The 19,371-nt window shown below is 49.8% G+C and carries 19 protein-coding genes and 2 pseudogenes; 8 read left to right on the forward strand and 13 right to left on the reverse strand.

The features are described 5' to 3' along the window. Positions 1–2: 2 nt before the first annotated feature. From ribF to PGN_RS04800, 11 genes are all read right to left on the reverse strand, one after another. Entirely contained in the window at positions 3–974 is a 972-nt protein-coding gene (ribF, locus tag PGN_RS04755; RefSeq protein WP_012457939.1) for a riboflavin biosynthesis protein RibF, read from the reverse strand. Continuing rightward, complete coding sequence (locus tag PGN_RS04760) at positions 962–2,257, reverse strand: murein hydrolase activator EnvC family protein (RefSeq protein WP_012457940.1); 1,296 nt, start codon at positions 2,255–2,257, stop codon at positions 962–964. Before PGN_RS04760 ends, ribF begins: the two co-directional genes overlap by 13 nt. 11 nt (positions 2,258–2,268) lie before the next feature. Then, on the reverse strand, positions 2,269–3,129 hold the full coding sequence (locus PGN_RS04765) for a DUF4292 domain-containing protein (protein WP_043876364.1): 861 nt from the start codon (positions 3,127–3,129) through the stop codon (positions 2,269–2,271). Further along, positions 3,129–3,644, reverse strand: a complete 516-nt coding sequence (locus PGN_RS11870) for a tetratricopeptide repeat protein (RefSeq protein ID WP_012457942.1) — start codon at positions 3,642–3,644, stop codon at positions 3,129–3,131. The genes PGN_RS04765 and PGN_RS11870 overlap by 1 nt, the downstream gene beginning before the upstream one ends. Before the next feature lie 41 nt (positions 3,645–3,685). After that, on the reverse strand, positions 3,686–4,867 hold the full coding sequence (locus tag PGN_RS04770) for a tetratricopeptide repeat protein (RefSeq protein ID WP_012457943.1): 1,182 nt from the start codon (positions 4,865–4,867) through the stop codon (positions 3,686–3,688). Positions 4,868–4,894: 27 nt separating this feature from the next. Continuing rightward, positions 4,895–5,329, reverse strand: a complete 435-nt coding sequence (gene dut, locus PGN_RS04775) for a dUTP diphosphatase (protein WP_012457944.1) — start codon at positions 5,327–5,329, stop codon at positions 4,895–4,897. Positions 5,330–5,385: 56 nt separating this feature from the next. Beyond that, the gene (locus PGN_RS04780) at positions 5,386–7,131 is read right to left on the reverse strand and encodes a 4-hydroxy-3-methylbut-2-en-1-yl diphosphate synthase (RefSeq protein WP_012457945.1); all 1,746 of its coding nucleotides are present in this window, start codon (positions 7,129–7,131) and stop codon (positions 5,386–5,388) included. Between the two features lie 173 nt (positions 7,132–7,304). Continuing rightward, a complete protein-coding gene (gene purE, locus PGN_RS04785) occupies positions 7,305–7,811 on the reverse strand; it encodes a 5-(carboxyamino)imidazole ribonucleotide mutase (protein ID WP_004584177.1) in 507 nt (168 codons plus the stop codon). Further along, positions 7,812–8,192 carry a glycine cleavage system protein GcvH gene (gene gcvH, locus PGN_RS04790; RefSeq protein WP_004584176.1) on the reverse strand — a complete coding sequence of 127 codons (381 nt, stop codon included), beginning with the start codon at positions 8,190–8,192 and terminating at the stop codon, positions 7,812–7,814. A 167-nt stretch (positions 8,193–8,359) separates the two neighbouring features. Next, the gene (gene holA / locus PGN_RS04795; RefSeq protein WP_012457946.1) at positions 8,360–9,367 is read right to left on the reverse strand and encodes a DNA polymerase III subunit delta; all 1,008 of its coding nucleotides are present in this window, start codon (positions 9,365–9,367) and stop codon (positions 8,360–8,362) included. An 18-nt stretch (positions 9,368–9,385) separates the two neighbouring features. Next, a complete protein-coding gene (locus tag PGN_RS04800) occupies positions 9,386–10,162 on the reverse strand; it encodes an AMP nucleosidase (protein WP_005874391.1) in 777 nt (258 codons plus the stop codon). Positions 10,163–10,230: 68 nt separating this feature from the next. Between PGN_RS04800 and PGN_RS04805 the strand changes: the two genes are divergently transcribed. Genes PGN_RS04805 through PGN_RS04815 form a run of 3 tightly spaced genes read left to right on the forward strand, consistent with a single transcriptional unit; the run spans position 10,231 to position 12,999 of the window. Then, on the forward strand, positions 10,231–10,704 hold the full coding sequence (locus tag PGN_RS04805; RefSeq protein ID WP_012457947.1) for a type I restriction enzyme HsdR N-terminal domain-containing protein: 474 nt from the start codon (positions 10,231–10,233) through the stop codon (positions 10,702–10,704). A gap of 2 nt (positions 10,705–10,706) precedes the next feature. After that, a complete protein-coding gene (locus tag PGN_RS04810) occupies positions 10,707–11,666 on the forward strand; it encodes an ABC transporter ATP-binding protein (protein ID WP_012457948.1) in 960 nt (319 codons plus the stop codon). 4 nt (positions 11,667–11,670) lie between these two features. Then, positions 11,671–12,999, forward strand: coding sequence for an ABC transporter permease (locus tag PGN_RS04815; protein ID WP_012457949.1), 1,329 nt, complete (start codon positions 11,671–11,673; stop codon positions 12,997–12,999). Positions 13,000–13,335: 336 nt separating this feature from the next. Here the strand turns inward: PGN_RS04815 and PGN_RS04820 are convergent, their stop codons facing one another. Together PGN_RS04820 and PGN_RS11875 are read right to left on the reverse strand one after the other, a co-directional pair. Continuing rightward, a complete protein-coding gene (locus PGN_RS04820; protein WP_012457950.1) occupies positions 13,336–14,238 on the reverse strand; it encodes an IS982-like element IS195 family transposase in 903 nt (300 codons plus the stop codon). Between the two features lie 137 nt (positions 14,239–14,375). Then, positions 14,376–14,513, reverse strand: a complete 138-nt coding sequence (locus PGN_RS11875) for a DUF1661 domain-containing protein (protein ID WP_230847027.1) — start codon at positions 14,511–14,513, stop codon at positions 14,376–14,378. On the opposite strand from PGN_RS11875, the gene PGN_RS11880 reads away from it, so the two are divergent. The 5 genes and pseudogenes from PGN_RS11880 (at position 14,482) to PGN_RS04835 (ending at position 19,369) form a co-directional block, all read left to right on the forward strand. After that, positions 14,482–14,583 (forward strand): DUF1661 domain-containing protein, encoded by a 102-nt coding sequence (locus tag PGN_RS11880; protein ID WP_231844262.1) that lies wholly within the window; start codon positions 14,482–14,484, stop codon positions 14,581–14,583. The genes PGN_RS11875 and PGN_RS11880 overlap by 32 nt on opposite strands. 432 nt (positions 14,584–15,015) lie before the next feature. After that, positions 15,016–15,561 (forward strand): annotated as a pseudogene (locus PGN_RS04825) (transposase); the annotation flags it as partial. A 24-nt stretch (positions 15,562–15,585) separates the two neighbouring features. Next, positions 15,586–15,712 (forward strand): annotated as a pseudogene (locus tag PGN_RS12370) (DNA methylase); the annotation flags it as partial. A gap of 178 nt (positions 15,713–15,890) precedes the next feature. After that, positions 15,891–18,647, forward strand: a complete 2,757-nt coding sequence (locus PGN_RS04830) for a calcium-translocating P-type ATPase, PMCA-type (RefSeq protein ID WP_039417198.1) — start codon at positions 15,891–15,893, stop codon at positions 18,645–18,647. After that, positions 18,647–19,369 (forward strand): DUF5020 family protein, encoded by a 723-nt coding sequence (locus tag PGN_RS04835; RefSeq protein WP_012457954.1) that lies wholly within the window; start codon positions 18,647–18,649, stop codon positions 19,367–19,369. Before PGN_RS04830 ends, PGN_RS04835 begins: the two co-directional genes overlap by 1 nt. Positions 19,370–19,371 lie beyond the last annotated feature (2 nt).

Genomic DNA, 19,371 nt, shown 5'->3' on the forward strand with positions numbered 1-19,371 from the left:
GATTACTCAGAGTACTCGGATTGCTCGGACTCGAAGAGAGCTGAGATCCGGCCGTAGTCGGCTTGTATTTGTTGGCGAAGAGCTTCCAAACTATCGAACTTCATATCCTCTCTGATAAAGGATACAAACTCCACTCGTATCTGAGATCCGTAGATAGTTTTATCAAATTCGAAGAGATTGACTTCGATCGTTCGCTGGTCACCGTTGTTCAACGTCGGCCTGCGACCTATATACAACATGCCATTGTATCGTTCGCTACTTACAATGGCTCTGACGGCATAGACCCCATCGCAGGGGATCAACTTGTGACTGTCGCTTACAGTCAGATTGGCCGTCGGGAATCCCAATTCGCGCCCAATCCTAAAACCATGCTCCACCTTTCCCGTCAATATATAGTCATACCCCAATAGCTGATTGGCCAAAGCAAGATTATTGTCTATCAGGGCTTGGCGTACGACACTGGAGCTGGCCGGCACTCCACCGATCTCAGCCTGCGAAGCTTTCTTTACCGTTATACCCAATGGAGTAGCTATCTGTTTGTATTCTTCCAAGCCGGATATGCGTCCATGTCCGAATCGGTGATCATAGCCAATGAGCAAGGCTTTTACATGGAGTCGTTTGTGCAGGATGGTTGTAATGAAAGTGTCGGCCGTCATTGCCACTAATTCGGGTGTAAAAGGCAGCACCACTGTATAGTCTACTCCTTCCGTTTCGAGTCTGAGGAGTTTTTCGCCTATTGTAGTCAGCTTCTGGTAGGGTGTTCCCGGGCGAACCACTGATATGGGAGGGACGTCGAAGGTTATTACCATAGTAGGCAGATGCTTCTCTTTCGCCATCTTTTTGAGCTGATCGAGAAGAAAGCGATGCCCGAAGTGTATGCCATCGAATGTACCGATCGTAGCAGCCACTTTCGGAATCCAGGGAAGATCTCGAAATGGGGTATTATAGTCGTTGGGAATGGCTATCGTAACCATAGTCTTGGGTTTTGTTTGCTGCGTTCTTTCCAGATTTCGAAGTGAATAATGGTCTGGTTGTTGGAAGGATCCGTATAGGCACGACCAAGAGCCTGACCCGTTTTAACACGAGTGCCGGAACTTACATACACTTTGCTCAGATTCGCATAAACCGTGATATAGTTACCGTGACGAACCATTACGGCCGAATTATAACCGGGTATCACGAATACACTGGACACTACACCATCGAATACGCTGGTAGCATCGGATCCTGTTGCTACAGCGATGTCGATACCTCCATTATTAACTTGTACTTTTTTCAGCTCACTGTGCTGATGCACGCCAAAGTCGCTTACGATTCGGTATCTGCCGCAAACGGGTCCGGGCAGGCGACCTTTGTTCTGTGCAAAGCTGCCCGAGAGAGCACGCTCGGAGGCATCCATAGCATAGCCACCTTTGGTCTCCGCCTTCCGTTCAGGTTCGGCAGGAACCGGCTTACCCTTGGCTTTGGCTTCGCGTGCCAACCGCTCACGTTCTTCTCGAGCACGACGTTCGGCAGCTTCTATTTCCTTGGCAATCTGTTTCTCGATCTTTCTGTTCAGAGCTTCGGCTTGCTTTTTCTGCTTTCGCAGCTGCGCTTCCAAGTCTTTTTGTTTGGCTCCCAAAGCCTGCACCTGCCGACGTTGCTCGGCTTGCTGTCCTTCGAGTTTCTTTTTTTCCTCTTCTCTGATGACTAAGAGATGTCCTTTCTCCTTTTTGGCGTCTTCTACAGTCGCACGTTCAGTCTCCAACTTGCTACGTGTATCGCGCAGCCGGACAGATGCCAGCTTGTATGCAGAAGCGTATTGTTCCAAGAAACGCATCCGTCGCATGCCTTCGTCAAAGCTCTTGGCCGATGAAATGAAAAGGATGCGATCCAACGAGCGTTTCCGCTTTTGCATAGACTGTAGAGCTTGGGCATATTCATCGGATCGAGCTTTCTCTTCTACAGAGAGCTGATGACATACACCCGTCATGGAATCAATGTCGGATTGCAACTCTTTGACCTCATTGTCCAAGAGTTGTACCATCTGCTTGCGTTGAGCAACCTGCTTGTTCAGGAGGTTGAGATGCTTTTGTTTGTCTTGCTTGTCTTTCTTGGTATTTTGTAGTTCGCGATCGGTTTTTTCGATGGCTTTGAGGGCCTCCTTACGTTGCTTCTCAAGTCGCTGTACCTGCTTGGATTTTTGTCCGAGAGCAGGCAGGATAAATGCAGAGAGGAGAAAGATGATGCAGAGGAAAAGGCGGATTGAAAACTTCATAGATAGATGGATTAGAAAAGCTCGGAGAGATCTTCCAACGTCATTCTGCGATAGGTGGAAGTATTGACGCGAGGGGTTACATCTGTTTCATCAATGTCTGTAAATCTCATCTTAGGCAGATCAAGGGAAAGAGAGCCTTTAACCTGTCCGAGATGCAGTACTTGCAAAAGCAAGTTTGCCGGCAAATTATGCTCGGCACCATACTTTCGGAAAGAAGAATAGGTAGTAGCAAGCCTATAGTGGGTGGAGGGATCGTATATACTGATGGAAAGAGGTCGCCTATTGCTACCGATTTCTGATATATATTCCATTTTTCGGTTGTCTTGATAGGAAAGCAAATGTCCCTTTTGTGCACCGGTCGAAAGTAAAAGATCCGATGCCACAATGGAAGCACCATCAGCTTTGAATAGCTGTGCGAGGAAAAGCGATTCGAAGGCACGATAGGAGAGTTCGATACCGGTGAGTTCGCTAAGCTGCGAATAAGAGGCTGTTACGTAGCGTTTGTTAATGGCATCAGTTACTGTCATACCTTCGGGTGTAATCCATGCACGCCCTGCCACTACGAGAGGAAAAGGCATGGCAACGAGGCGGATACCACGATTGCGAACGAGGGTCAATTCGATACGTGTATTCACCTCCTTTTGATCGAATCGGAGAATAGCTTTGCCCGTTGCACTGAATCTGTCCTGTCGAGGGTAGTGCTCCTTGATATTGGCAAAAAGAGCAGCAGGGCTACTGACTTCCATATCGTTGCCGACACCGGATATGGACCCGAATGTATGGGCGGAACCGCATCCTGCGACAAGCAACGACACAAAAAAGACAACGACGATAAATGAAATCCCAAGGGGGCCAAACTTCTTCCTAAGCATCATTTCTTCTTTTCTGGGATATATTTTCCTTGTTCTATTTTCTTGTCTAGCATGGGACTGCCTCCTCCACCGATCTCTTTGGCCCGCTTCCATTCCAACATAGCTTTTTCTTTCTCTCCGAGCATATAGAGGACATCGCCATGGTGCTCTACGACATCAGCATCGGGGTTGTCTGCAGCCAGTCCTAAGGCTTTTTCTATGTAGAGTTTGGCCAACGTATAGTTTTCTCTTAGAAAGAATACCCAACCATAAGTGTCGAGCGAGACCGCATTGTCCGGTAACAGCTTGACGCATTGGGCTGCCATTCTTTCGGCTTTGGCCAGATCACCGCCTTCTTTGGCCAAAAAATACGCATAATTATTGAGTACTCCCACGTTACGCGGGTTCAACTCCAACGCTTTTTCGTAGTTTGCGAAGGCTTCTTCGGGCTTATTTTCTTCATAGGCAAGATCGCCTAATTGGCTATAAATATCCGATAGGCCGTTGGGATCTTTCTCTGCATCGATATGCTCCAATGCTTCTTGCAGTATGTGCTTGGCTTCTGAACCTTTTTTCTCTATATAATAGGAAATGGCATCGTAGAGGTAAATAGCGGCACACCCGGCAAATATTGTCGCGCTTGTTCGGATATGCGATGGACTTCGGTATGGTTCTGGCCGGTAACAGCTCTTCCCAGCATGAATTTCCATGCCCGTTCTTCTTTAGGAGCAAACTCCGTGATAGGTCGGCAAACCTCCATGGCATGGATAGAATCACCCTGCATTTCCAAGAGCTCGGCATAGAAAAGGCGTGCATCCACCTCAGTGGGATGGCTGGCAAGTATCTTTTCAAGCAGGATATTATACTCTTTTTTCGGTGCATCCTCTTCGTCTGTGTCGGTACCGATAAAGCGCAGGATGATCGGTAGTTTCTGCTCCGGTGCCACATCCTTGTCAGCGGCTACTTTGATCATTTCGTTGATGGCAGCTTCTTTTTCGTTCGTTCCCAAGTAATAGCTGGCCATAGCAAAATGATACAAGCCACTTGTCGAATCCGTCCGAGCTATCAGTTGCAGTTGCTCGTAGGCTTCGTCGTACTTCTCACTGTCGAGCAGAGTGCCGGCATACTTCAGCCTAAACTCATTCACTTCCGGGAATCGATTGCATAGACGGCGAAGTTCGTTCAGAGCCTTGTTGGTCTGACCGGTCATCAGGTAGAGACGTGCCCGAATCTCAGCATAGTTGGAGGCATCTGCTGCATTGACAGCATTTTGTGCCTCCATACGGTTGTATATGTATATGGCCTTGTCTATCTCTCCGGCCTGTACGTACATATTGGCCAGTTTGAACCGAAGTTCATCCTCGGAAGGGAACTGTTCGGACATCTCCTCATAAAGCCTGACAGCATCGTCAGCTCGTCCCTGGCGTTCATACACAGCACCTAATATATTGCCATAGTTCTTGTTGTCGGGATAGAGCCGATAGGCTTGTTCCAAATACCGGGTTCCTTCCTCCTGACGCCCAATGGCAAAATACAGTTTTCCCAACTCCGATAACAGAGCCGCATCGTTGGGATTCAACCGATGGCAATAGCGAAAGATGTCGAAAGCTGCAGCATAATTCTCCTGTTCTCGTTGCCGGACACCTTCATAGAAATATCGGTCGAACTTAGATGCTGTACTGTCTGTAATGGATATACTTCCGGCTACAGGAGAAATAACTAAAAGAAACAGCAGGAGAATGATAGAATGGATCCGCATCTGTGGTAGTTGAAGGGAGATTGAAAATTATTCTTTGCCCGTATGACCAAATCCGCCTGCACCTCGTTCCGTATCGGCCAATTCGTCTGTAAGCACCCATTCGGCCTGTTCATGTCTGGCGATAACAAGCTGGCAAATCCGTTCGCCATCTGCTATGGTAAAAGGAGTATTCGAGAGATTGATCATAATAATCCCTATCTCACCGCGATAATCGGCATCGATAGTCCCTGGGCTATTGACCAGCGTAATACCGTGTCGGAGAGCCAGTCCACTTCGGGGACGGATCTGTGCTTCATATCCTACCGGGAGTTCGATGAAGAGGCCTGTTGGAATGAGACGACGTTCGAGTGGCAACAACGTGATAGGCTCTTCGATGGATGCACGCAGATCCATACCGGCAGATGCCGAAGTCGCATATGCCGGCAAGGGATGATGCGAGCGATTGATAATTTTGATTTTCATTGCTTGGGTCTCTGAAAGGAAAGTGATCAACTGAGAAAAATAGTCCTTCCGGAAAACTAACGCTCTTTCCAGTCTCCGTTTTCTTTGATGAGTTCGATAAGCTGTTGTACGGCCTGCTCCTGAGGAATACCACGACGAACACATATCTTCTGTTTATACAGATCGATTCGTCCCGGACCCGCCCCTACGTAGCCATAGTCGGCATCGGCCATTTCACCCGGCCCATTGACGATACAGCCCATAATGCCGATCTTCAATTCTTTTAGATGTGCAGTTGCAGCTTTGATTCGAGCTACGGTTTCTTGCAAATTGTACAATGTACGGCCACAGCTCGGGCAGCTGATATATTCCGTCCGACTCATACGTAACCTTGTAGCTTGTAAAATACCGAAAGCCAAGTGATTCACAGCGACCGAAGGCAGTTTGTCTGCAGTAATCATAAGCCCATTGCCTCGCCCTTCAAGAAGTATAGCCCCCATGTCAGCCGACGCTTGTAGCTGAAGATCTTCCAAATCGGTGCAGTCATACCTGCGGTGCAGGATGACAGGACATCGACATCCTGCCAGCTCCAAACGATGAAGCATTGCACGCCATTCAGCTACGGGATTGATACCCACGGATTCAAGGATAATAACTGTGTCAGAGATTGCTTCAATAGTCTGTAGACAATCGTCAGTCAGATCATCCTGTCGGATGGAACGAAAAACGATATTTTCCAGCAGCATATCCTCACGATAATACCGACCATCGGCCCCGAGTACGATGTCAGGCAAGAGTTCGGTATCGAAATGATCATCTCCCTGTCTGCGGTCCGATATGACAATCGGAATGTGCTTACTTCCGATAAAGTCTCCGACAGCATATGTTTCTTGGCGCCGGAGTTTATCCCGATCGTAACGATCTGGTTGAGGAACAGCTACCGACGGGTGGCCGTTACGTTTCTCTATATAGGCAAGCAATTTGCGGGCTACCGGAATCTCATGCTCCGGATCCTCACTCAGTGAAACACGAATGGTATCGCCAATGCCATCAGCCAAAAGCGAACCTATGCCGACAGCACTCTTGATCCGCCCGTCCTCACCATCGCCAGCCTCGGTGACACCGATGTGAAGCGGATAGTGCATGTCTGCAGCATCCATTCGTTCCACAAGAAGGCGTACAGCTGCTGTCATGACCAAAGTATTCGATGCTTTCATCGAGATCACCACATCGTCGAACTCATGTTCGTGGCATACATCGAGGTATTCCATGCAGCTTTGTACCATGCCTTCAGCCGTATCGCCATAGCGCGTAAGCATACGTTCGGACAGAGAGCCATGATTGACTCCGATGCGGATGGCTCGCCCTAATCGTTTGGCATCTTCCACGAAAGAGCCGAAACGTTCTCTCACAGCTTTATGTCCCAGATCGAAAGCTTCCTCTTCAGTCAGATTGCCCCCGGACTTCATCTCGACGAAATTGCCCGGATTGATGCGCACCTTCTCCACATGCAACAGAGCTTCTTCTGCAACTTTGGGACTAAAGTGAATATCCGCTACCAATGGTATGTGATAGCCCAAACGGCATAGCCCGGCATGGATATGCTGAAGATTGGCGGCTTCACGTACACCCTGAGCCGTAAAACGGACATAATCAGCCCCTGCATCTATAATTCGAGCTGCCTGATCGACAGATGCCTGTGTGTCCATGGTGGACACATTGGCCATAGATTGTATGCGAATGGGAAAATCTCCGCCGAGAGGTGTATCACCTATTTGAGCTACGGATGTCTTGCGTCTTTTATATCCGAACAGATCGAGCATAGTCTTGCTATATTCTTTGGATTGCCGATTCGAGCGGGAACGACTCACACTACTTCGAAAAGATAATAGAGAAAAAGAAAGGCAGACTACAGCCGATAGCGGCTCATAAATAAGCCACGGCTATAGACTGCCGATCTTTTTTGTGCCGAAGACCAACGGGGCAGGACAGGGCTTTAATTCGTTTTGAAGTTGTACTTCACCTCTGCCAGCTCGCGATTGGCCTTAACGACTTTTTCTTTGAGCGACTCCTTATAGGCCTCCAGTCGAGCATAGAGAGCTTCATCGCCGGTAGCCATCATCTGGACGGCCAAAAGTGCTGCATTCTGGGCAGCATTGATCCCCACAGTAGCAACGGGGATCCCCGGAGGCATTTGAACGATGGCCAACAGAGCATCCATTCCGTCAAGAGTGGCATTGATGGGTACACCTATTACCGGAATAGACGTCATGGAAGCAATTACGCCACACAAATGAGCTGCCATACCGGCAGCAGCGATAATTACCTTGATACCGCGAGCTCTGGCCTCGTGTGCAAAAGTCTCTACTTCAGCCGGAGTACGATGAGCCGAAAGCGCCAACATCTCGAATGGAATCTGCATTTCATCGAGCATTTTGGCGGCTTTCTCCATAATGGGCAGATCGGAAGTACTACCCATGATGATGCTTACCAAAGGCTGCATTTATTGAGCTATCAGTTTTTCGTATTCGGCAGCACTCAGGAGGTTGTCGAAGTCGGCAGCATTTGCAGCCTTAACCTTGATAATCCAACCGGCACCGTAGGGATCGCTGTTTACGAGTTCGGGTTGCTCTTCCAGATCAGGGTTCACTTCCAATACCTCGCCGGCGATAGGCATCATCAGGTCGGAAACAGTCTTCACAGCTTCGATCGATCCGAAAACCTCATCAGCCTCGAGCGTTTCGCCTTCGGTAGTAACGTCCACATAGACAATTTCGCCCAATTCGCCTTGAGCATAGTCCGTGATACCGATGAAGACAACGTCGCCTTCTTGGCGAGCCCACTCATGATCCTTAGAATACTTCAGTTCTGCAGGAGTTTTCATTTCTAATTTTCTTGTTGATTATGTTTTGAAAAAATGCTTTTGCAAAGTTAGTCAAAGTTTACACTCGTACAGCGAATTGCTATTCGTTGTTTTTGCAACTTTTAGTTCGAGAAAAACTATCCTGTTTTATTGGGTTGATGTTATTGGATTACTACGGGAGAAACGGATCAATGGAATATAAAATGGAGTAGCTCCCGAAGCAAATCCCCACTGCCGGCAAATGTGCCAGTCGTATCCACCCCCTTACTGCGGGCATCCGTCATCCGGATCTCGTGTATAATGTCGAAAACCTTCCTCGTCGAATACATCTTCAGCCCTGTCATATAGTCGCGCACTTGGAAATTGCGTATCGACAATGCTTTCATGATAGCATCGGGATTTTTCTGTGGCAAGTAGCAAACGATCATCAGGTTGCTGAAATAGTTGAAGAGTACGGGTAGAGTGGCCTGTATGGGGTGCTCCTTCTCATTTCTGGCAAAGTAGTGAGCGATGCGAAAGGTTTTGCCCGTTTCGCGATTGACTATGGCACGAAGGAGTTCGAAATTATTGAAGGATTTGCTTACTCCGATATGCTGCTCCACGATCTCGGACGTGACCACTCCCCTACTATCTTGTGTTATGAGAATAAGCTTGTCCAGCTCATTCATCAACTTCTCCAGATCATTGCCGAGGTAATCGGCCAGCATATATGCCACTTCGGGCGATACGGTCAGTTTCTTGCCGGCAGCAGCCGACAGGATGAAGTCCGGCATCTTATAGTCGGGTATGGTCTCGGACACGAATACTTTCCCGAGCTTTTCAGCCTTCGTATAGAAAGCCTTTCGCTTATCGGGTTTCTTCTTATAGGCAATGACCAGAATCGTAGTATCGGGGAAAGTGCCATAATGTGCTTCGAGCAAGTCGATATTGTCCACTAACTGCGCCTCCCGAACGACGATCAACTGCCTCCGGCCCATCATCGGGAAACGGCGCGCTTCGTTCGCTATATCGGCTACGGAGGTTTTGTCGCCGTAGAGGATAACCCTGTTGAAGTCCCATTCATCTACCGGCACCACGTGCGTCTCCAGCAGAGTGGCCAACTCGTCTATATAGAAGGGTTCCTCGCCGGCCAGCAGATAGAGTGGCGAGAATTGGCACTTACGTACAGAATCGACAATATCGGAATAGGAGGCCATAGAGATGAGGGGGGGGTATTACCAGTTGAAGCGAATATGCTTGATGGAAGATTTGTTCTCCCGAATGATTTCGAGAGCATCGATACCAAGCATCAGATGCTCTTCGGCAAAGTTGTCCGTTACGAGCTGATCGCTCTCTTCCGTCTTGACACCTTCTGGGAACATAGGTCTGTCGGAAATCAGAAGCAACGCTCCCATGGGAATCTTATTGGCAAATCCTACCGTCATGAGCGTAGCCGTCTCCATATCCACGCCGCTTGCATGCGTACTGCGCAGATAGTCCTTGAACTTCTCATCGTACTCCCAGACCCGCCGGTTCGTAGTATAGACCGTACCTGTCCAGTAGTCCTTGCCTTTGTTCTGAATGGCTGACGAAATGGCTCGCAGTACGGAAAAGGAGGGCAGAGAGGGCACCTCCTCGGGCAGATAGTCGTTGGACGTACCCTCGCCGCGTATGGCAGCTATGGGCAGGAGGTAATCGCCCAAAGCATTTTCCAGTTTCAGGCCTCCGCATTTGCCGAGAAAGATCACAGCCTTGGGGTGTATAGCCCAGAGCAAGTCCATGATGGTAGCCGCATTGGCACTACCCATGCCGAAGTTGATGAGGGTGACGCCTTCGGCCGAAGCATTCGGCATGGAGGTATGTTCTCCGACGATAGGTACCCCGTAGTGCTCGGCGAAGACATGCAGATAGTGCGAAAAGTTCGTCAGCAGGATGTACGGTTCGAAATCGATCAGCTGCCTCTGCGTATATCGCGGCAACCAGTTCTCAACTATCTCTTGCTTCGTTTTCATAAAAACAGACCTATATTTGTAACACTCGTTCCGAAAATTCTAAGATTCCCGAGCGAAACAAAGATAGGATGATTCAGCTAAACCTTCCTCCTTACGAACATCGTATTCGCCAAGAAGATGAGTCCATGCTCATTTTCGACAGTATTCGGCATCGCTATGTGGCTCTAACGCCGGAGGAGTGGGTGCGCCAGCACTTTGTCCACTATCTGACCGATGTGCTGGGATACCCGGCCGATCTGATCCGCAACGAAGCACAGCTACGAATAGACCGGCGGAAGAAACGCTGCGATACGGTCGTCTACGATACGAATCTGCGGCCGATCGTTCTCTGCGAATACAAGGCTCCGACAGTGTCGCTGACTCAGAAGACGATGGATCAAATCCTCTGCTACAACTTCATCTTCCGCGTACCGCTCTTGCTTCTGAGCAACGGATTGCAGCATGCAGCCTGTCTAGTGGATTACGAACAGAGCGGCTACGTATTCCTGCCCGAAATCCCTTCTTACGAAGAACTGACAACTATCATTCAATCAAACCAATAATTATGCCATTTTTAGAAGCCAATCATATTCGCAAGCGGTATGCAGCCCATACTGCGCTGGACGATGTGAGCATAAGCGTCCGGAAGGGGCGCGTCTTCGGTCTGCTTGGCCCTAACGGTGCCGGCAAGACCAGTCTGATACGTATCATCAACCGCATCACCGCTCCCGACGAGGGCAAAGTGATCTTCGACGGCCGTCCCATGCAGGCGGAGGACGTTCGCCGCATCGGCTATCTGCCCGAAGAGCGAGGGCTGTACCCCAAGATGAAAGTGGGCGAGCAGGCCATCTATCTGGCGCAACTCAAAGGAGTAAACAAACACGAAGCGCGCAAGCGGCTCACCGACTGGTTCGAGAAGTTCGACATCATGCCCTGGTGGAACAAAAAAGTGGAGGAGCTGTCCAAAGGGATGCAGCAGAAGGTGCAGTTCGTGTGCACCGTCATTCACGAACCGGAATTGCTCATATTCGACGAACCCTTCAGCGGATTCGATCCGGTCAATGCCGACCTGCTGAAGCGTGAAATACTGGAGCTGGCCGGCAAGGAGCGTACCGTCATCTTCTCGACGCACAACATGCAGTCGGTGGAAGAAGTATGCGACGACTTCGCGCTGATCAACAAATCGCGCGTAGTGCTCCACGGAGCCGTGCGCGAAGTGCGCAGGGAGAACAGCCTCGGCATTATCCGCATGGTAGTCGAAGGCGAGCTGCCGGCAGACTACCTCGGCCGGATCCGGATACTGGAGAAGACGGAGCTGCCGGGTTCCATGACGAAGCTGAGAGTGCGCAAAGAAACCACGGCGCACAACCGCGATCTCGTGCGCGACCTGCCCGAGTCGGTACGGCTCGTGTCCTTCTACGAAGAGATCCCGAGCATGCACGACATATTCATCAAGACCGTAGGCCACGGCGTAGAGGAAGAGAATCCGATCCAAGCACAACAAGAAAACACCGATACACACTGACGTTATGAACAACATTAACACTATCATACAACGCGAATACATGATTCGCGTCCGAAAGAAATCCTTCCTCGTGATGACGATCCTGATGCCCATCCTCTTCGTCGGGCTGGTCTCTCTGCCGATCGTATTGGCGCAGCTCGGAGGCGACATGAAGACCATCGCCATTGCCGACCGCACGGGAGAATACGAGCAGCTATTCAAGGAGAACGACGAATTCCGATTCGTCCATGCCGAGAAGACTGCCGAAGAATACAGGAAAATGGGAGCCGACAAATCAGGCATCGACGCCGTTCTCGAAATCCGTCAGGATTTGCTCGAGGATCCCAACGCCGTGGCCATATACGGTTACAAGCAACTGCCTGCTTCCGTAAGCAATCATATCTCGAGGATCCTGTCCGACTATCTCTCCGACAAAAAGATAGCATCCTACAACATCCCCGACATCAAGCAGATCCTCGCCGACAGCAAGATAGAGCTATCGGTGCATACCTATAAATGGAGCGAGGACGGCACCAACGAACGCACATCGGGTGAATTGGCTTCGGGCATCAGCATGATGATGATGGTAGTCATCTTCTTTCTGATCATGACTTTGGCGGCTATGGTGCAGGCCGGCGTGCTGGAAGAGAAGAAAAACCGGATCATGGAAGTAATGGTGTCCTCCACACGGCCGTTCGACCTGATGATGGGCAAAATCATCGGTATCGGTCTCGTAGGCCTTACGCAGCTCATCTGCTGGGGAGTGCTCACGGTACTGCTGCTGACGGTAGCACAGATCGCCTTCCTCGGCAATCTGTACAGCCCAGAGGCCCTGAGTCGGATGCAGGCTTCCGACATAACGGGCATGGCCTCGTCCATGAATGCAGAGGACTTCGCCGAGATGAAGGAAGTGATGAACATCATCGGGGGCATCAACTTCGGAGAGCTGTTCGTGATGTTTCTCATCTTTTTCATCGGCGGCTACCTGCTCTACTCCTCAATCTTCGCCGTTATCGGCTCGATGGTATCGAACGACGAAGACACCAGCCAGTTCATGATGCCCGTGATGATCCTCCTGATGTTCGGCTTCTATGCCGCCTACGGCAGCATGAACAATCCCGAAGGATCGCTCGCATTCTGGTGTTCGCTGATCCCTTTCACCTCCCCCCTTGTGATGATGGTGCGGTTGCCCTACGACGTTCCGCTGTGGCAGGAGTTGCTAAGCATCGGCCTGCTGTACGGATGCTTCGTATTGATGACGTGGATCGGGGCGAAGATTTACCGCGTAGGCGTGCTCATGTACGGCAAGAAGCCATCGATCAAAGAGATCATCCGCTGGATAAACTATAAATAAGGCTCTACCAACAGGAAGGGGGAAAGGGAATCCTCCCGCGACTGTAAAAAACCGAGCATAAACATCGAACCCCAAACGGCCGCCTGAAAGGTCGTTTGGGGTTTGTTCTTATATAAATCCGACCAAAAGTGCAAAAAAGAGAGATACAAGCCACGGTTTCGGCCGCGGGAATGCCATTGTTCGGTGGAGAATCTGCATCTCGGCCATGAAATGCAGAATTCCCACCGGACAATCTGCAAATCGGCACTGCAATTACTTCCTCCAAGTTGAGACCTTTGCACGGCGATTGGTGTGTATTTTGTTTGTTAATTCATTGTATAATAACGTCAGTTCGATCTAAGCGGAAATAGGAAAGTTAGGGTTTCTGATGATTTCAATATTGAGTTCAGGCTTTTTAGGCAGGATGTTGTAAGCGATGATACCGGAGATCAGGTTGGTGACAAAATTGTTGACACTGCGATGTCTCGTGTGCTCTATCTGACAGACATTTTTGAGCATATCATTGACCGTTTCGATCAAGGCTCTCTTTCTCAATAAAACTTTGTCATATAGATGCATCAGGGAGTTCTTCATGTTCTTTTTGATTTTGGTTATCATGTGGATGTCATCGACAAAGAGCCGGTCAAAAAGGTTTTGGGAAATGTAGCCTCTATCGGCAATGAGTTTGCCAAAAAGATTCTTGGTGAATGTTCCGTCTTTCAGAGGTTCTCTGTCATCACAATTGCCCGGTGTGATTTGATAGTTGATGATTTCACCCCTGTCGTTGATAACAATATGCAGCTTGAATCCATAAAACCAACCCATGGTGCTTTTGCCTTTTTGAGCCCATCCCCTCATTGTCCTATGCCCATGAGCTCGTTTGATATGACAAGCCTTCAATGGGGTGGAATCGATGAAAGAGATGCCTGTACATTGACCCAAACAACACATATTGAGAAATGCTATCAGCTTGAAACCTACCCTGCTTTGCAGCTCCACAAAGCGATTATAAGAGACAAGATGTGGAAACTCGGATCGACAAGAATGGGTGATGTATTGAAGATAAAAAGCTTTCAAATCTCGGTATCTTGACAGATGAAAAAGGATCAGGATGGTCATGACCTCACTGTCCGACATCTTAAACTTTCTATTCCTGCGTTTTTTGTCTGCCTCTTCGAGGGTCTTTTTCTTGATTGTTTCATCAAAAAGCTTGGAGAAATCATCTATGATGCAAAAAACATCAACTATATTTGTCTTCATAAAGTAGCGTTTTGTTTGTTCGTATCTTATTGATTATCAACTGCTAAGATACAAATAATTCGCTACTTTTTCAAGCATAATGCCCACGTCCTTTGGGCGTTTACCACTAATCAGAAAACAAATCCATTGGCTTTTTCTTACGTCGAACTGACGTTGTAAGCAGATTCCTCACGAATTTGGTTCCGGAATTGGCCGGAATGCGGTTCGAGTTTTCTGAGATTCACGAGCGAGAATTTTTCCGTTGTGGCGCGTAAAATTTTTACTTCCCGAACCAAAACGAAAAAATTCCCGAGCCACGTTTTTCCAAACGCCAAACCGCCATTTTTACGAACTGACGTGTACTGAATCGGAGAGGTCAAAAAAACCAGTAATCATGTCGAAACATTTGACCGATTCCGAGCGTCTTCACATTGTGGAAGAATACCTCGGCAGCCCCGGAGCAAGTATGCCATCGAGAAGAAGTACAACATTGCCCAGGGGCTTATTAGAGACCATTGTACGGCATTTTTGCGATATGACCATTGGTCTTTTCTTAACGTGAGTTCGATATAAAGAAATGGCACAACACATTGGTTATTAGTGTGTTTTATTTTCCACACAGTGTTTTTCAGGCACTTATATTGCTTTCAGATGGCTTTTTATCTACATCTGAAACCCAATGACTTGGAAGCCGCCCCTTCTTCCCGATCATTATGCAGCCGGAGAATCACAAAAGAGTATGATTTACAGCTACTTGTTATTTTTATGGTATGTTCGCTTAGATCGAACTGGCGTGAGGAAAAAGAGGCAGAGGAGGATTATCAAAAACAGGTTGTCCGTCAACGTAAAGGGACGGATGAAGAAGCCCGTTGGGTGTGCAAACAAAAGCGTTATCACTACGGATACAAAAAGCATTGTCTGACCAATGTTCAAGGCATTGTTCAAAAGGTGATAACGACAGCAGCGAACCGCAGTGACACGAAGGAGTTTATTCCCCTATTGCAGGGTGCAAACATACCTCAAGGCACAGCCGTCTTGGCGGACAAAGGATATGCTTGCGGGGAAAATCGTTCCTACCTGCAAACCCATCACCTTCAAGACGGCATTATGCACAAGGCACAACGCAACAGGGCATTGACCGAGGAAGAGAAGCAACGAAACAAAGCAATCGGTCCGATACGGAGCACCATCGAACGCACCTTTGGCAGTATTCGCCGGTGGTTTCATGGCGGACGATGTCGATACCGGGGACTTGCCAAGACCCATACTCAAAACATTCTTGAAAGCATCGCCTTTAATTTATACAGAACCCCGGGGATAATTATGTCCTCATCCGTAGGATAAGGCATACCCCCCCTTGAGGAGCTCGTGCAAGTAGCTCCTCAAGGGGGGGATTTACAACTACTTTCACTCCTTACTGCCACCCCTTTCACTCGCTCCTTTTATGCCAAGAACTCCTCTTCCCTCCACCTCCTTATTTTGCAAAGGTCTCAAGTTGGAGCGACCCTTTTCGGCGACAAGATGCAGATTTTCCACCGAACAGCCCTTTTCCCGCTCGGCCATCGTCCGAAAACGCAAGCAATCGTGCTAAAGAAAAAGTACATTTGTCTCCGATTATCGCACTCTGCATTTCGCATCATACGAGTCAAGAAAAACTTTTTACACAACACCTGATGAATATGCCCACCGGGGAAACCCACAAGTCTCCCCCTTCCTCCTCGCATCGAGGACTGTCCGATGCCGAAGTCTTACATAGCCGAGCTACCCACGGCTCGAACGAACTGACTCCCCGCGAGCGCGAATCGCTCTGGAGCAAGTTTTTCGAGAAGTTCAAAGATCCCATCATCATCATCCTGCTCGTGGCCATGGTGCTTTCGTTTGCCGTGGCTTGCTATCACTACTTCACGGGCGGAGAGGGCGTCTCCGTCTTTCTGGAGCCGACAGGGGTGCTGCTCGCTGTCGTATTGGCCACGGGAGTAGCCTTTTTCTTCGAGATGAAATCCGAGAAGGAGTTCGAGATCCTGAATCAGGTCAATGAAGACATATTATATAAGGTATATCGCAACGGCATGATCTGCAGGGTGCTCAAAAAAGAAATCGTCGTAGGCGACCTGGTCGTTCTGGAAATGGGAGAGCAAATTCCGGCCGACGGCCGACTCATCGAAGCCATCTCGCTACAGATCGACGAATCCAGCCTGACGGGCGAACCCGTTGTAAACAAAACCACCGACCGGCAGGACTTCGACGCGGAAGCCACCTACCCCTCCGATTACATCTGCCGAGGCACCACCATTCTGGACGGCCACTGCACTTTCAGGGTGGAAAAGGTGGGCGACGCCACGGAATACGGACGGGTATTCGAGGGTGCCCGACCAGACAACAGCGTACAGACGCCCCTGAACAGACAGCTCGACCATCTGGCCGGCCTGATCACGAACGTCAGCTATAGCATAGCAGCCTTGGTACTCATCGGTAGCATCATCATGTACGCCGCCAACGGCGGATTCTTCCCCTTCGACTGGGCGTATGCCCTCTCCTTTTTCCTCAATAAGATCATGATAGCCGTCACGGTCATCGTCGTAGCCGTCCCCGAGGGATTGCCCATGAGCGTGACGCTGAGTCTGGCCTACAGCATGCGCAGCATGATGAAGACTAACAATCTAGTACGAAAGATGCATGCTTGCGAAACCATGGGGGCAGCTACCGTCATCTGCACAGACAAGACGGGAACCCTGACACAGAATCGCATGGCCGTGGCAGACACATACTTCGATCCAGAGCATGAGGCAGATTCTTCGCTTCTGGCCGAAGCCATGGCCGCCAACTCCACAGCCTATCTGGACTGCTCGGACGAAAAGGCGATACGTCCCCTCGGCAACCCCACCGAAGGAGCCTTGCTCCTATGGCTCAGAGAGAGGGGAATAAACTATCTGACCGTGCGCGAAGCCTGCCCCCTACTCCTGCAACTGACCTTCTCCACCGAGCGCAAATACATGGCCACGGTAGTCCGATCGGCTTCCCTCGGCAAGCCTGTACTCTGGGTCAAAGGCGCACCGGAGATCGTGCTCGGCTTCTGCTCCTTGCCCGATGAAGAAAAAGTCGGCTCCTATACCCGAAAGCTCGCCGAATATCAGGGCAAGGCAATGCGTACCATCGGATTTGCATACAAGGAGCTGTCCTCCGACGAGGAGCAGGTATTTGCCAATGGGCGTCTCCACGTGCATGACCTCCGCTTCATGGGTATAGTCGGCATAGCCGATCCCATTCGCTCCGACGTTCCCGAAGCGATCAGCGACTGTATGAAGGCCGGCATTCAGGTGAAAATCGTAACGGGCGATACACCGGGTACCGCCCGGGAGATCGGTCGCCAAATAGGACTGTGGGACGAAAGCTGTACGGAGCGGAATATGATCACCGGTTCGGATTTCGCAGCCCTCACCGACGAGGAACTGCGCCCTCGGATAGGCGAACTGCGTATCATGTCCCGCGCTCGTCCGATGGACAAGGAAAGGCTTGTACGCCTGCTGCAGGAAGCTCACGAAGTGGTGGCCGTGACGGGCGACGGCACGAACGACGCTCCTGCACTCAACCGCGCACAGGTGGGCCTCTCGATGGGCGATGGCACTGCCGTAGCCAAAGAGGCGAGCGACATCACCATTCTGGACAATTCTTTCAGCAGCATTGCCAAAGCCGTTATGTGGGGACGATCGCTTTATCGGAATATCCGCCGTTTTATCCTCTTTCAGATGACCATCAACGTCGTGGCCTGTATCATCGTTCTGATCGGCGCATTTGTGGGTACGGAGTCGCCCCTTACCGTGACGCAAATGCTGTGGGTCAATCTCATCATGGACACTTTCGCCGCCTTGTCCTTGGCTTCGCTCCCTCCCGACAAGGGTGTGATGAAGGAGCAACCCCGCCGGCAGGACGATGCCATCATCAACCCGCTGATGGCACGACGAATTTTCGGGCTTGGCGGAGGATTCGTTTTGCTGCTCTTCAGCCTGATCCAATACTTCAAACATGCCGAACTCAACAGCATGATGGACTTCCACCTCGGTGCATGGGCTACTGCCCTTTTCGACTTCCGGCCTGTAGAGAATGCCCTTTCCGACTTTGAGCTAAGTGCATTCTTCTCCATATTCGTTTTCCTCCAATTCTGGAATATGTTCAACGCCAAAGCATTTATGACAGGGCGGAGTGCCCTGCACCGGCTGTGGAAATGTCGCAACTTCGTCCTCATCGCCCTGCTGATTCTTATAGGACAAATCATCATCACGACTTTTGGCGGAGGCATGTTCCGCGTAGTACCCCTTGCCCCGATGGACTGGATTCTCATCATCCTCGCGACGAGTCTGATCCTCTGGTTGCGCGAATTGGAACGCATATTGCCTACTTTTGCAAATCATCTTATTCATAATCGACAATAATGAAAAAAGCTATTCTTTCCGGAGCGGCCTTGCTCCTCGGCCTGTGTGCCAACGCACAAAACGTGCAGTTGCACTACGATTTCGGTCATTCCATCTACGACGAACTAGATGGACGTCCCAAACTGACTACCACAGTGGAAAACTTCACACCCGACAAATGGGGAAGCACCTTCTTCTTCATCGACATGGATTATGCGCGCGACGGTATCCGGTCGGCTTATTGGGAGATTTCGCGCGAACTGAAGTTTTGGCAAGCTCCCGTTTCCATTCATTTGGAGTACAACGGAGGCCTCTCCACAAGCTTTACTTTCGGACATGATGCTCTGATCGGTGCCACCTACACCTACAACAACCCCTCCTTTACACGTGGATTTACGATCACGCCCATGTACAAGCATCTGGGTGCGCACGACTTCCACACCTATCAGATCACCGGCACTTGGTACATGCACTTTCTGGACGGTCTGCTTACCTTCAACGGCTTCCTCGATCTTTGGGGTTTCCCCCAAGAGAACCCAATCGGGGGCCCTGTGCTCAAAGAAGGGGATAAGTTCGTATTCCTGTCCGAACCGCAGTTCTGGATCAACCTCAATCGCATCAAAGGCATCGACAAGGATTTCAATCTCAGCATAGGGACAGAGATGGAAATCAGCAGGAACTTCGCTCGCATGGACAAATTCTCCTGCATCCCTACTCTTGCGGTCAAATGGACTTTCAACTGAAC

The organism is Porphyromonas gingivalis ATCC 33277, assembly GCF_000010505.1.
GTDB classification, from domain to species: domain Bacteria; phylum Bacteroidota; class Bacteroidia; order Bacteroidales; family Porphyromonadaceae; genus Porphyromonas; species Porphyromonas gingivalis.